Origin of the sequence: Chitinophaga sp. CCNWYY40 (genome assembly GCF_037483205.1) — a bacterium.
In the GTDB taxonomy this organism is placed as follows: domain Bacteria; phylum Bacteroidota; class Bacteroidia; order Chitinophagales; family Chitinophagaceae; genus Chitinophaga; species Chitinophaga ginsengisegetis.
In genome coordinates this window covers 585,780-600,374 of the sequence record NZ_JBBHLF010000006.1, presented here as the reverse complement: position 1 = coordinate 600,374, position 14,595 = coordinate 585,780, and the positions used below count along the sequence as shown (strand labels likewise).

Here is a 14,595-nt window from a genome sequence, read left to right as displayed (position 1 = left end):
CTCAGAACGGCGAAGGACTGATACTGGTCCACCCGCCATCAATGATGAGGCTTTGCCCGGTAATATGCCTCGCCTGGTCGGATACCAGGAACAGCGCAGCATGGGCAATGTCCTGCGTATAAGCAGGGCGTCCCATAGGCGTGAGACTGGACCAGATCTGTTCATAGGAAGGATCGTCCAGCGTGCGTTCCGTGAGGGTAGCGCCGGGAGCAATGGTGTTCACCGTAATTTTAAAAGGAGATAATTCAATCACTAAATTTTTTGCCAGCATTTCCAGCGCTGCTTTGCTCATACCATAGGCGGCGAGGTCTTTGTGCGCCTGGTGGCCGGTTACCGAGGACGTGAACAAAATAGCGCCGCCCTGTGGCTGTTGTTTCATTTGGTTGGCAGCAGTTTGCGCCAGGAAAAAAGTACCACCCAGGTTCACCTGCATCACACGGTTAAATGCTTCAGGCGTATAGGTAAAGAAGTTGCCGAATAAAGTAATGCCGGCGTTGGCAATTACAATGTCCAGCCGGCCGAATTGCGCAACAGCCGTGTTTATCATTTGCCGGATAAAGGCAATATCACCGGAGTCGCCGGGCATGGCTACACATTGCCCCTTTACGGCAGTAATGGTGCTGGCAGCCTGTTGTGCCAGCTGGGCATCAATATCATTCAGGATAACAATAGCACCTTGTAAAGCCAGTTGTTTGCTTATCTCAAAGCCGATGCCTTGTCCGGCGCCGGTAATAATCGCTACTTTATTTTCAAATGTCATAAGCCGTTTTTTAGTGTGAGTCCCTGGTAACTTCGCTGCCGGAGCTGCCTTTGAGAAAGTCGAGGTCAGCGCCAAGATGCGCCTGCTCTACGTGTTGCTGGTACAGTTGTACATACCCTCTTGTGGATTGTGGATAAAGCGGTTTCCACGCGGCTTTCCTGCGGGCAATTTCTTCGGGAGAAATAGCAGCTTCCAGCCGGCGCTGGTGTACATCCAGCGTAATAACATCGCCATCGCGGAGAATGGCGAGGTTCCCGCCGGCAGCGGCTTCCGGCGATATATGCAATACTACGGTGCCAAAGCCGGTACCACTCATCCGCCCGTCGGAAATGCGTACCATGTCTGTAATCCCTTTGGCCAGCAGCTTTGCGGGCAAGCCGAGGTTGCCTACTTCAGGCATGCCTGGATAGCCTTTGGGTCCTACGTTTTTAAGTACCAGCACACTGTTTTCATCCACATCCAGCGCGGGATCATCGATCCGTTTTTTGTAATCATCGATATCCTCAAATACGATTGCTTTGCCGGTATGCTGCATCAGGTGCGGACTTGCGGCAGATGGTTTGATCACTGCGCCCTGCTCGCAAATATTTCCTTTCAATACCACGATGCCTGATACTGCATTGAAGGGATCATCCAGTGATGAAATTACTTCTTTATTATAGCTGACAGCATTGGCGTAATTAGCGCCGATAGTTTTGCCATTGGCAGTAATACAATCTTTGTGAAGATGTTCCAGCAGGGCGTTGATCACAGCTGGCAGTCCGCCGGCGTAGTAAAGATCTTCCATAAAATAACTGCCGGAGGGCTGTAAATTGGCAATCAGCGGGATGTTGGCAGAAAAGGTATCCATGTCCTGCAGGTTCAGCTCTATGCCTATCCGGCCTGCGATGGCCAGCAAATGGATCACAAAATTGGTGGAGCCGCCGATAGCAGCATTCACCCGGATGGCATTTTCAAAAGCTTCTCTTGTAAGGATATCCGTTAAGCGCCTGTTTTCCCGTACCATTTTTACGATCTCGCTGCCCGACAGCTGTGCCAGTACTTTGCGGGCGGCATCCGGCGCGGGAATAGCGGCGTTCTGTGGAAGGGACAGTCCCAGGGATTCCACCATACAGGCCATTGTAGAGGCAGTGCCCATTACGGCGCAGTGGCCATCACTGCGGCACATACCTGCTTCTGCCATAGCGAGTTCTTCATTGGTCATCCTGCCGGCTCTTACATCATCACTAAACCGCCAAATATCGCTGGTACCAATACTATGGCCGCGGTGCCTGCCCGTGAGCATAGCGCCGCCTGATACCACAATGGTGGGAATATTTACGCTGCAGGCGCCCATCACCAAAGCCGGTGTGGTTTTATCGCAACCGCATAGCAGCACCACACCATCTATAGGATTGGCGCGGATAGATTCTTCCACGTCCATGCTTACCAGGTTGCGGTACAGCATCGCGGTGGGCTTGATGAGTGTTTCTCCTAACGACATTACAGGGAATTCCAATGGATAACCACCAGCTTCCAGTACCCCGCGTTTCACGGCTTCTGCCAGTTCCCTGAAATGGGAGTTGCAGGGGGTGAGTTCCGACCAGGTGTTGCAAATTCCTATTACAGGCTTGCCTTCCAGCTCATGTGAAGGGATGCCCTGCTTTTTCAGCCAGGCACGGTAAATAAAACCATCTTTGCCATCACGGGCAAACCAATTAGCGCTTCTTAGTGAGTTTTCGTGCTTCATAACGGGAGTGGATATTTTAAAAGATACAATAAATTATGGATTTCAAAAATGAACACTGCCAGATTTTGTTATCATATGGCTGGTTATCTTTTTATTAATATTCTTTCTCTACATGATAAGTAGGTTATCCATTTAACAGATGTTTATCACACATGGCAACAAAAGTTCAATTTTTATTATGGAATTTTAATTTCATAGCATCTGTACACATAACCTGTATAATCCACAAATGAAGAAACTATCCGGATTGATTCTCGGTATGGTCATTGCCCATTGCTGCCTGGCGCAGCAAGCCACTGTTAAGGGAAATGTATCAGACACACTTAATCATGTGCAGCTATCCAATACTGTAGTGGCACTGCTTCAGGCAAAAGATTCCATCTTATATAAATTTACCCGGAGTGATGAAAAAGGACATTTTGAATTAAAGCACCTGCACCCCGGAAAGTACCTGCTATTGATCACCTATCCTGCCTTTGCAGATTACGTAGAGCCTTTAACGTTATCAGATACCTCTGCTGTGCAACTTAATAATATTATGCTGACACTGAAATCCCGTTTACTGCAGGAAGTAGTGATACAGCAAAAAGTAGCCGCTATAAAAATGAAAGGAGACACCACGGAATTTAATGCGGACAGCTATAAAACGGCTGCCAATGCCTCTGTGGAAGAGCTGCTGAAAAAACTGCCGGGTATACAGGTAAATGGCAAAGGACAGATTACGGCGCAGGGTGAAACGGTAAAGAAAGTGTTGGTAGACGGGGAAGAATTTTTTGGAGATGATCCTACGCTGGTCACCAAAAACCTGCGGGCGGATATGGTGGATAAAGTACAGCTATACGATAAGAAAAGCGACCAGGCGGCTTTTACAGGTATCGATGATGGAGAACGATCGAAAACGATTAACATCCAGCTGAAGGAAGATAAGAAACGCGGTTACTTTGGCAAAGTAGCCGTAGGCGCCGGGGATAACGGTTTTCACGATAGCCAGGCGATGTTGAATGTATTCCGCGGCAAGAAGAAACTGGCTGCTTTTGGCATCGTGTCAAACACCGGTAAGGTGGGACTCGACTGGGGCGACCGGGAAAAATTCGGCTCCGGCAACGGTGATATCTCCTTTAACGACGATGGCGATGTAGAGCTTAGTTTCCAGGGCGATGACCTGGACAGCTGGGATGGCCGCTATGGTGGCGATGGCTACCCACTGGTGCAAACCGGGGGATTACACTATTCGGATAAGTGGGACAGGGACCGGCAAAATCTGAACGCCAACTACAAGCTGATGAAATTATATATTGACGGGAACAGTGAAAGCATGTCACAGAATATCTTACCTGATACCATTTATTATAATCATTCTAAAGAATATTTCAACAACAGTATCCTCCGGAACCGCGTTAATGGCAGCTATGAGCGGCAACTTGATTCCAGTTCTTCTATCAAACTACAGGTAGATGGCAGCCTGGATCACAAAATATCCAATAGGTTCAGCAACAGCGGAATGGAAATGAATGATATGATCGTGAACCGGGGAGAGCGTAAAACCTCCAATATATCGGACATTGGCAGCATGAACGCCAACCTGTTGTGGCGTAAAAAACTAAAGAAGAAAGGACGCACTATATCGCTGAGCCTTGCGGAGAATTATTCACGAACCACCGGGGAAGGAATGCTGGACGCCTATACAGAATATTACAAACAGGGTAAGATAGATTCTGTACAAAATACAGATCAGCTAAAAACCACTAATAACGAGAGCATCAGCATTGTGAGTAATCTTACTTACACGGAACCATTGTCTGTAGCCTCTTCGCTGTTGTTCAATTATGGTATTAATATAGATAATAATCATTCTAACCGGAACTCTTATAACCAGCAGACCGATGGGAAGTATACCGCCCTGGATTCTTTATACAGTAATGATTATGCATTTAATATATTAACACATAAGGGTGGTATCAGTTACGGATATACGAAAAAGAAGATCCGCATTAATATAGGTAGTAATGTAGGTCTTACGAGTTTCAGCCAGCAGGATATGTTCCGGAAGAGCAAGGTAGAACGTGATTTCGTTAACTGGTATCCCCGGGCAATGTTCCGGTATAGTTTTTCGCAGCAGCGGCGCCTTACCTTTGAGTATAACGGTTATACCAGTCAGCCGGGCATCGGTCAGCTGCAGCCTATCCGCGTGAATGATGATCCGCTCCACCTGCAGATTGGCAACCCTGCCCTGAAGCCATCTTTTAATAATAATTTCAGCATTAATTTTAATGATTATAAGGTAATGACTAACAGGAGTATCTGGGCCTCTGTAAGGTATGGATCTACCACTAATGCCATCAGCGACCGGAGCGTGATTGATACTTCGGGGGTAAGTACCAGTCAGGCTGTGAACGTGAATGGAAACCGGAACGCGAATTTCAACCTGTATATAGGTTGGAAAATTAATCCATGGGATATGAGAGTAGGAGGCAGGGCCAACGGAGGTTTGAACAGGAATGTAAATTATGTGAACGGCCTATTGAATACTACTAATTCTTCCAATTTAGGATTAGGCATCAACCTGGGAAAGTACAAAGACAAAAAGTATGAATACTCCCTGGAAACAGAGGCGAACTTTAACAACAGCGTATCTTCTGTGGATAAAACTTTACGGACACAATACTGGACATATAATATTTCGCCTAACCTGAGTTTTTTCCTGCCGCTTAAATTTGTGCTGCATGCGGATCTGAACTATAATATCCGGCAGAAAACACCGGTGTTTGCTACCAACAACAATGCCGCTATCCTGAATGCCTATGTGGCAAAGAAGTTTGGAAAGAAGGAGCTGGTGCAGATCAATTTTTCTATGAGTGATATCCTGAATCAGAATATCGGCTTCAACAGATCGGTGGCAACCAATACGATCAGTCAGCGGACATACAGCACCATTGGCCGGTACGGACTGTTGTCTTTTATCTGGAACTTTAACAAATTAGGCGCGGCCGCTCCAAAAGAATAGTGTTATGAAAAATATCATAATAAAAATTCGTGTACTCCTGACCGTTATACTGTGCGCTGTTGTTGTTTTATCAGCACAGGCACAGCACACCACTTTTTTGCAACAGGGGCGGATAGAATTTGAGAAACGGGTAAACCTGTTTGCCCGCATGGATGACATGAGTAAGGGAGAGGATAATTCGTGGACCGATATGTTGAAAAAGGGGATGTCGCAATACCAGGTCACTTATTTCGATTATTCATTTTCACATCAAACTTCCCTGTATAAACCTGGAAGGGACAATCCTGACAATAAGAAACCGATATGGGAATCGGCCCCGGCCGAAGTGAACGTGGTATATTCCCGGCTGGATAGTATGCAGAGTATTTCACAGAAGCAGGTATTTGAGCAGATGTTTCTTGTAAAGGATTCTATGCGGCAGATCCGCTGGAAGATTACGGATGAAACCCGTAAAATCGCCGGGTTTGATTGCCGCCGTGCCAATGCGGTGATCATGGACTCTATTTACGTGGTGGCCTTTTATACCGATGCTATTGTTACGCCCGGCGGACCGGAGTCGTTCAGTGGTTTACCCGGTATGATCCTGGGAGTGGCCCTGCCACACGAGCATGTTACCTGGTTTGCCACCAAAGTGCTGATAGACGATATAAAGGAAGAAGCGCTGAAGCCTCCTGTAAAAGGAAAGCCGGTGGACAATAAAGGGATCCGCGAATCCGTTTCAAAAATACTGGACAAGTGGGGGAATTATGGAAGCGCGTATATCAGGGCAATTATGTTATAATTGCAGAATGATCCGGGCAGATGATGAAAAACAGTTCCCACATATATACACCAGTACAACCGTTTGCAGTGCAGCCGGAGGGGGGAGTCGTTTACCGGGAGTTTTTACCGGATCTGCGGTTGCGGGAATACATTTACTGTTATTGGCAGCTTAAAACCACCTGCCCGCTCACAGCGCCTTTTCATTACCGGGTGGTGGCCGATGGCTGTATGGATATTTTTTTTGAACTACACGATCCCCGGCAGAGCTTCATTATGGGATTCAGCGACGCCTATACCTGTTTCCCGCTGGAAGGGGATTTTAATTATGTGGGTATCCGTTTTTTGCCGGGCATGTTTCCCCGGTTGTTTCCATTGAATGCTGCTGAGTTAAGTAAACAGACCACCGCGCTGGAAGACGTGGCGCCGGTTGTTACCCGTTTTTTGGCGGATCGCTTTCATGAAGAAATGAAGGAGGAAGCGCTGCAACCCTTGCTGGATGCCTTTTTGCTGGGTCATATCGCCAAAAAAGTATTGCCGGCGGATAATCGCCTGCTGGAAGCCGTGGATCTGATCATTCAGCATTCGGGTGTTATCAGTATTGAAAAGGAACTGCCGCCAGGGATCAGCTCCCGCCAGTTGAGGCGCCTGTTTGAATTTTATATTGGAGATACGCCCAAGACGTTTAGTAAAGTGGTGCGTTTTCAGAAGATATTACAATCTACCCATTATCCCCATCATATCCGCAGGAACAGAGCTTACCTCGACGCCGGGTATTACGACCAGGCCCATTTTATCAGGGAATTTAAAACGCTTTATGGCCTTACCCCGGCTAAGGTGTTTGGTAAATAAGTTGTCCGTTTTTTACAATTTTTGTTCTCCCGGCTGTCTTAGTTTTGCTGTTATAAAACTGACAAGTGTATGAAAAGATGGCTGTTATTGTTTATTTTCTTCTTCTTTATATCCAATATTTATTCACAGGCAAAACCCGGTAAAATGAAACTGAATGCAGGAATTATTACAGCTAAACTAGCGGAGAGTAAAAAATTTTATACAGAGATATTGGGATTTGGGGTGTCCTTTGAAAACGAGTTTTACCTGTTGCTGCATACACCGGATAAGCAGGCGGAAATCAGCTTTTTATTGCCGGAGCATGCGTCGCAGCAGCCTTTGTTTAAAACGGCTTTTAATGGTAAGGGCGTGTACCTGACCATTGAGGTGGAGGATGTGGACAAGGTGTATGAAGCCATTAAGGCTAAAGGAGTGGATATTAAGATAGCGATCCGTAATGAGCCGTGGGGCGACCGGCATTTTGCCATACAAGACCCTAATGGCGTGGGTATCGACGTGGTAACTTATTCGCATCCCTGACACCGTTAACATAATTTTAAGTTAATATAATCTTAAAGGGTCCCCGACTGGCACCATACAGGAACCATTTTTGTTTTACCAGGGTTAACCAAAAAATTTTAACCATGGCAAAGCAAAGCAAGGACACAGTAAAACAAGAAATCCAGGTATTGGCAATTGGCAACTACAAAAGTTATCCTGATGATTACGAAGTAGCACCTGCCACGGTTTCCCAGAATATTCAGTCATTGGCGAAGGGTTATTGGGACAGCCGGGAATATAAAGAAGTAGAGCGGGATGAGCGACTGGGCATCCATTTGGAAGATTATCAGCATTGGACAAAAGAAGCATATGATGCATTTATGAAATCCAATCAACAGTCCATGAACTAGACCATTCACCGTTTTTTCAAAAAAGGCAGCCTGAAAGTAACCGTTTTCTGGCTGCCTTTTTTATTATTTAATGCTTACTGCAACCATTTCTCCCTGAATATTGTTTATATAAGACGGTGGATTCACTGCCATAAATGTAGTGGGCACTACACCTGCTTCTTATTTTACTACACCGTTCCGAGCTGGTGTTCGTAACCCCCTGAATACATAGGCTTGTGGCTGAACCTGCCATTAATCCTAAATTTTCAGTGCATGAAAAAGCTTATCTGTTTGTTCATGATCCTGGGTGCAGCCTGGCGGTTAACCGCCCAAATTACGCCAGCTGTAGCTGTATTGCCAACTGAGGATCTTGTAACACAAATCTTTGGCAAAAACAAAGAGTCGTTGTTGAATGACTTTTTAAAGATTTCCCCTTTGGAAGAACGGGCGTTTCAATCTGCATTCCTTGAGTATGAAACGGAGAAGAGTCCGTGGTTGACGGAGCGTATTGCTTTACTGAAGATGTACAACGAGGAGTTTTCTTCTATTGATGAGAAGAAGATGAATTCTCTTACCAGGCAATTTATTAACAATGACCTGGAATTCGGACGTTTGCAAATGCGTTATTTCCGGAAGTTCAACAAGCTGCTGGGCGCCAACAGGGCGGCCAAGTTCTTTCAGCTGGACAATTACCTGGAGCAATCGACGAGGGTATACCTGCAGAACCAGCTGCCTTTTATAAAAGAGCTGGAATCTGATAAACTGGCGAAACCACTTACGGCTAGGTAGCGGATGATGTCTTTCTCAGGATTAAACTGATTTTGTTGATTTAGGAGATTTGATCAGCAAAATCAGTTTAATCCTGAGAAAGACAACCTACGCTTCTTCTACAAAATCTTCACTACGCGGTATGGCTTTGAATTTCTCCATGAGTTCAGGGGGAAGTCCTGTAAGCTTGCGTTTACGGGTATCTATCCATGCGCCGTCTACCAATACGGTAGCGGATTTGGTGCCATCGCCCCGGAAAATTTCATGTTTAATGGACCAGCGGGAGCCATCGGCCCGGCATTTGGTCATTTCACAGCTCACGCGCACTTTGTCGTTAGGGCTGATTTCCCGGTGGTAGAACAGCTCTTCCCGGAAAAGAATGGGGCCCAGCTGTTGCTGTATAAAATGAACCGCGGTAAGTCCTACCTGTTCAAGGAGACTAAGCCTGGCCTGTGCGGCAAAGTCGGCATAGGCCGAGTGGCGCAGGTGCATATTAGCGTCTATCTGTGACCATAGTACTGGTCCTTCAAAGAATATGTTCATATTTAAATTTACGGAAAAGTGGTGTAAAAAAGCCGGTCCAAACAGGCAGGAATTATACCTGTAACGGCTATACGTAAATTATGCTGGTAGCCGGATGTCTGCCAGGGGGCTACTTCTTAACGAAATTTTTCTAATAAAAAAAGCAAAACAAATTTTTTTAGAATCAATTCGTTTTATACTTTCGCAGCCTGGAGAGTTGGCAGAGCGGTCGATTGCGGCAGTCTTGAAAACTGTTGACTGTAACAGGTCCCGGGGTTCGAATCCCTGACTCTCCGCCAGAAAAAAGAGGAAGAATTAGTAATAATTCTTCCTCTTTTTGCATTAATGTGTCTGTTTTTTCTATTTGTTCATAGAAAAATGTGTCGAATCCCTTTGGGTTTCAATAGGTCGGAATGCCCTTTTTTACAAACTCAGGAACCATTTAGTAGTTTCAATCCTTGAAGCTTCCGGGCCAATCTCAAGACGCCTTGAATAGATTTGCTGTGCCGCTTTGCCGGCAGGATAGCGCAGCTGGTCCTTTCCGTCAGTTGCAGCACTAAAAATAACTTCCGCGATGTTTATGGGTTCACTGGATTGCTGTATGCTGCCGAGCATCTTCTGTATTACGCCATCGTATAAAGAATGCGAAACTACATCGGCAGCGGTAAATAAATTAGTTTTCGTTGCATCCGGTGAAACTGTTTTAACACCTATACCAAACATTGATAATTCAATGGATAAGCATTCGCTTAAACCTTCTAACGCCCATTTGGTGGCGTTGTAGATACTGCCTAGCGGAAAGCCTGTAAGTCCGGCCGTAGATGTGGTATTGATAAACAATCCCGCTTTCTTCTCCCTGAAATAAGGTATAAATGCCTGGATGACTTTCAATGGCCCCAAAAAATTAATGTTAACCTGTTTTAATATCTGTTCTTCATTAACAGCTTCCACAGGGCCAAACAAGCCATGACCGGCATTATTTAATACAACGTCGATGTTGCCTGACGAAATTGCCGATTGAACCGTTGACTGAATTTGTGCATTGTTAGTAACGTCTAAAGGGAGAATGGTCACATTTTCAAGCATTGTCAGTTCCGTTTCCTTTTCCGGTGTTCTCATGGTGGCTATTACCTTCCAGCCTTTAGCCTGAAATAATCTTGCAGTTGCTTTGCCGATGCCTGATGAAGCACCTGTAATAAATATTGTTTTCATATTCTTGATTTTTCGCGAGTATCAAAAATATACCTGAGAAAGTATATATTTGATACCTGTATCCAAAAGGATACTTAATCCTTTTTTAGTACTCCTATGACACAAAAAGACAACGAAAAGCATTTTAAAGAAAAGATCAAAGCCATACAGGACACCATGTTTGTACTAGGCGGCAAATGGAAGTTACCGGTTATCCTTTCGATTTATAGTGGTAACAAGCGTTTCAATGACATAGCGGGGTCTATTCCCGGCATCACCAATCGTGTGTTATCTAAAGAGCTAAAGCACCTGGAGGAAAATTTACTGATTAGAAGAGACGTGATAAACGACTATCCCGTAAGGATCGAGTATACTATTACGGATTACTGTTTAACTACAGAAGAAGTGGCAGCTCCATTAGAAAAATGGGGTAAAACCCATCGGAAAAAGCTCCACGGAAAACTATAAGTTCAATTATCAATTTAAAACAGTTTTTACTTCAAGGCCTGAAGGAATCCATTTTTGAAACTGTAATAACTCGCTCTCTCCGCCTCACGGCACAAAACCGAGCCACTCGATCAGTGAAGTTTTTTATTGGGATAAGGCATCAGGCTTAAACAGCTTCCAATGTTCCCCGGACACGGCCTCGGTTGTGCCGTCTACTACTTTGATAGCACGCTGGTCGCCCATCGCGCATGCAGGAAAAGGTAGTTTTAGATGTTGCAACCCATACCCCAATACTATTGGGGTTTATTTTTTTGTTTTGACCGCTTATTTTATCCCGGTAATACTAATTTTATTGTATATTAATTACGGTTTGTTCAGCAACTTTAGCCTGGAATTCCTGAAGACCCGATCCACGATTATTTGAAAACCTTTAGTGACAATGTAGTAAGCAACCAAAATCTAATGTAACAATCTGATAACATGATCTTCTGTTAATTCAATAACAACATTTTTAGTTTTATGGCCTGATTTGCTTTTGAGGAGCTGCCATAAATTTATTTTAAAACATCACTTTAACGAATGCTAATGCCACCGGCTTAGTGTAGCCCGTCTTTTAATCAATAATAACGACCAATTATCACTAATTAAACAAACAAATCACTTAAAGATTGCTTTATGAACAAAATCTATTATCGTAGGTTTTCATTACGATTTCCTGTGAAACTGTTGACTGCCTCCCTATGCTGGGTAGTATGCCTGTGCATCGCCTTTTTACCGGCGGTAGCGCAGGACAAATTCAGGGTTCAGGGCAGGATTACAGACGACAAAAATCAGCCCCTCCCGGGTGTAAGTATTTCTGAAGCTGGTACGCGCAATGGCGTGGTATCGGATGTAGAGGGAAATTATCGTTTAGAAGTTGCCAATGGTAACAGTACCCTGCATATTGCATTTGTAGGGTACGAAAGCAAGGATGTAAATGTGAACGGAGTGCACAGCCTCCATGTATCTTTGCAGGCGCAGCTAAAACAGCTGAATGATGTGGTAATCACCGGTTATGGTAAAACCAGTAAAAAGAATGTGATCGGCGCTATCAGCTCCGTCAGTTCAGGAGAATTTACACAGGGTGTAATTGCCTCTCCGTCGATGTTACTACAGGGTAAAGTGCCTGGTTTAACGATTACAAAAAGTGGTAACCCCAACCAGAACCCCAGCGTAATACTGAGAGGGCCATCGACCTTGCGCAGTGGGGCCCAGGAACCGTTTTACGTGATTGATGGTGTGCCGGGTGCGCCTATCGATATGGTGGCGCCGGATGATATCGCAAGCATCGACGTTCTCAAGGATGGCGCCTCCACTGCTATCTATGGCGCCAGGGCCGCCAACGGCGTAATCATGGTGACTACCCGCCGGCCCAAAGCGGATCAGCTGCGTATTGCCTATAACGCCTATGTTGGCCTTGAAAAAGTATCCAAACGACTCGAAGTACTTACCGGTGATGAGTTGCGGAAATACCTGGCAGATAATGGCCAGGCACTTGCCGCCGTTAACAACAATGTATATCCCGGTACCACTACACCGGTAAATACCGACTGGCAAAAGGAAGTACAACGCGATGCCGTTTCTCATAATCATAACCTGTCGCTCATGGGTGGATCAAAAAGTACTACCTATGGTTTTAGCGTCAACTATCTCGACAACCCCGGTATCATCGAGGGTTCATCGCTGAAGAGAATGGGGCTCCGCGCCAACATCGATCAGCGAGCATTTAACGACCGTTTGCGGCTTGGAGTGAACATTTTCAACTCATCTACCACACAAAACAATGTGCCCGACGCAGTATTGTCGAATATGCTTAACTACCTGCCTACCGTATTGGTAAAACAACCTGACGGAAGTTTTACGGAAGACTATGCCGGTAATATCCGCGGTAGTAATAACCCGGTAGCACTCATCGCCAACAACAGCGACGAAACAAAAATCAACAAGTTCCTGGGTAATGGTCTTGCTGAAGTGAAAATACTCCCGGGTCTTACTTATACACTGAGCCTTTCCACTCAGCGTGAGCAGGTAACCAGAAATGTGTATTACAACAGCTTGTCAGTACTCGCGAAAGGACTCAACGGTAAAGCTACCCGCCTGGCCTGGACCAACACCCGTAACATCATTGAATCTTATTTTAACTATGATAAAACGGTTGGCAAGCATAATTTTAAGGTATTGGCTGGTTACTCCTGGCAGGAAGACCATAATGGCGATGGCTTTGGCGTAAGCACACAGGGATTTGGCAGTGATGCACTTTCCTGGAATAATCTTAGCCTGAGCAACCCGCCCCCCGGTACCGTAGTATTCGATAACTCTGCTACCAGTACGCTTACCACCCTGCGCTTGATTTCTTACTATGGCAGGATCAATTACCAGTATGCAGACAAATATTATTTCCAGGCATCGTTGCGTAATGATGGTTCCTCTGCTTTTGGCAAAAACAACCGCTGGGGTTATTTCCCGGCAGTATCAGCAGGATGGCGTATCAGCCAGGAACCGTTTATGAAAAAGAACGACTTCTTTGATGACCTCAAACTCAGGGTGAGTTATGGTGTGTCCGGTAACTCGCTGGGCTTTGATCCACTGGCGGCGCAGCTGCAATACAGCAACACGGGCCGTTATTATGATAATGGTAACCTGATCAATGCCATCGCTCCTGTGCAAAACCCTAACCCCGACCTGAAATGGGAACGTACCGCTATGTTCAATGCCGGTATCGACTTTGCCATCTTTAAAGGACGGCTGAGCGGCGCAGTGGATTACTACGATAAACAAACTTCAGATCTTATCTGGAACTACCCGGTATCTACCACTCAATACATTACCACCACGCTGCTGGCAAACGTTGGTAAAGTAAGTAATAAGGGGGTAGAAGTAGTACTCAATGCAGAACCGGTAAGCAATAAAAATTTCTCGTGGAAAACTTCCGTCAACGTATCACATAATACCAATAGCATCAGCGCACTTTCCAGCGGACGGTTTACACTGAAGGACATTCCTACCGCCATACTTGGTGGTAAAGGACAGTCCGGTAACTGGAGCCAGAAAATCCTGGAAGGACAACCCATTGGTACATTCACGCTGTTCCATTACCTGGGGAAAGATAAAGATGGCGTATCTACCTATCAGAAGGCAGATGGTACAGTTACTACCTCGCCAAGCATCGGCGACCTGATGCAGGCGGGCAATGCGCAACCCAGCATTAACTACGGATGGAGCAACACCTTCACCTATAAGGGATTTGATCTGAATATCTTTATCCGCGGGGTATCCGGCAATAAGATACTCAACGCTACCACCGCTGCATTGAACACGCCAACAGATGCGAAAATGACCAACATCCTGAAATTTACAACAGGGGAATCCTATAACGACAAGAACTCTTTCCTGATCTCCGACAGGTTCCTGGAAAATGGTTCCTATCTGCGTTTGGACAACCTGACACTGGGGTATACTTTCAAGATTAAAAGTAACTACATCAGTAAACTACGTATATACGGTAACGTTAACAATGTATTTACTATTACAGATTATACAGGCATAGACCCTGAAATTGATCTTGGTGGCCTTACACCAGGTATTGACGCCAGGAACTATTATCCTAAAACCCGGTCATTCATTTTTGGGCTGAATGCCATTTTCTAATTTATCT

The 14,595-nt window shown here is 45.4% G+C and carries 12 protein-coding genes and 1 tRNA gene; 9 read left to right on the top strand and 4 right to left on the bottom strand.

The window, feature by feature from the left end:
* Position 1: 1 nt before the first annotated feature.
* Positions 2 to 760, bottom strand: coding sequence for an SDR family NAD(P)-dependent oxidoreductase (locus V7S65_RS25330; RefSeq protein ID WP_336388236.1), 759 nt, complete (start codon positions 758 to 760; stop codon positions 2 to 4).
* Positions 761 to 770: 10 nt separating this feature from the next.
* Positions 771 to 2,489 (bottom strand): IlvD/Edd family dehydratase, encoded by a 1,719-nt coding sequence (locus V7S65_RS25325; protein ID WP_079473445.1) that lies wholly within the window; start codon positions 2,487 to 2,489, stop codon positions 771 to 773.
* A gap of 229 nt (positions 2,490 to 2,718) precedes the next feature.
* Here V7S65_RS25325 and V7S65_RS25320 point away from each other — a divergent pair, with 229 nt between their 5' ends.
* The 6 genes from V7S65_RS25320 to V7S65_RS25295 all read left to right on the top strand — a co-directional run bounded on the left by V7S65_RS25320 (position 2,719) and on the right by V7S65_RS25295 (position 8,762).
* Positions 2,719 to 5,493: an outer membrane beta-barrel protein gene (locus V7S65_RS25320; protein ID WP_336388235.1), complete on the top strand. Its 2,775-nt coding sequence runs from the start codon at positions 2,719 to 2,721 to the stop codon at positions 5,491 to 5,493.
* A gap of 4 nt (positions 5,494 to 5,497) precedes the next feature.
* Complete coding sequence (locus V7S65_RS25315; protein ID WP_336388234.1) at positions 5,498 to 6,274, top strand: GLPGLI family protein; 777 nt, start codon at positions 5,498 to 5,500, stop codon at positions 6,272 to 6,274.
* 20 nt (positions 6,275 to 6,294) lie between these two features.
* Positions 6,295 to 7,104 (top strand): helix-turn-helix domain-containing protein, encoded by an 810-nt coding sequence (locus V7S65_RS25310; RefSeq protein ID WP_336388233.1) that lies wholly within the window; start codon positions 6,295 to 6,297, stop codon positions 7,102 to 7,104.
* Positions 7,105 to 7,173: 69 nt separating this feature from the next.
* Entirely contained in the window at positions 7,174 to 7,623 is a 450-nt protein-coding gene (locus V7S65_RS25305; RefSeq protein ID WP_200817398.1) for a VOC family protein, read from the top strand.
* Positions 7,624 to 7,727: 104 nt separating this feature from the next.
* Positions 7,728 to 7,994: a hypothetical protein gene (locus tag V7S65_RS25300; protein WP_079473448.1), complete on the top strand. Its 267-nt coding sequence runs from the start codon at positions 7,728 to 7,730 to the stop codon at positions 7,992 to 7,994.
* A gap of 252 nt (positions 7,995 to 8,246) precedes the next feature.
* Positions 8,247 to 8,762, top strand: a complete 516-nt coding sequence (locus tag V7S65_RS25295) for a hypothetical protein (RefSeq protein WP_111579095.1) — start codon at positions 8,247 to 8,249, stop codon at positions 8,760 to 8,762.
* Positions 8,763 to 8,849: 87 nt separating this feature from the next.
* Here the strand turns inward: V7S65_RS25295 and V7S65_RS25290 are convergent, their stop codons facing one another.
* Positions 8,850 to 9,284 carry an acyl-CoA thioesterase gene (locus V7S65_RS25290; RefSeq protein ID WP_111579096.1) on the bottom strand — a complete coding sequence of 145 codons (435 nt, stop codon included), beginning with the start codon at positions 9,282 to 9,284 and terminating at the stop codon, positions 8,850 to 8,852.
* A 190-nt stretch (positions 9,285 to 9,474) separates the two neighbouring features.
* Between V7S65_RS25290 and V7S65_RS25285 the strand changes: the two genes are divergently transcribed.
* Positions 9,475 to 9,562 (top strand) — tRNA-Ser (locus V7S65_RS25285).
* Between the two features lie 124 nt (positions 9,563 to 9,686).
* Here the strand turns inward: V7S65_RS25285 and V7S65_RS25280 are convergent.
* Positions 9,687 to 10,475, bottom strand: a complete 789-nt coding sequence (locus V7S65_RS25280) for an SDR family oxidoreductase (protein ID WP_336388232.1) — start codon at positions 10,473 to 10,475, stop codon at positions 9,687 to 9,689.
* Between the two features lie 96 nt (positions 10,476 to 10,571).
* Between V7S65_RS25280 and V7S65_RS25275 the strand changes: the two genes are divergently transcribed.
* Complete coding sequence (locus V7S65_RS25275; RefSeq protein WP_079473452.1) at positions 10,572 to 10,922, top strand: winged helix-turn-helix transcriptional regulator; 351 nt, start codon at positions 10,572 to 10,574, stop codon at positions 10,920 to 10,922.
* Positions 10,923 to 11,618: 696 nt separating this feature from the next.
* Entirely contained in the window at positions 11,619 to 14,588 is a 2,970-nt protein-coding gene (locus tag V7S65_RS25270; protein WP_336388231.1) for a SusC/RagA family TonB-linked outer membrane protein, read from the top strand.
* The last annotated feature ends 7 nt before the right edge of the window (positions 14,589 to 14,595 follow it).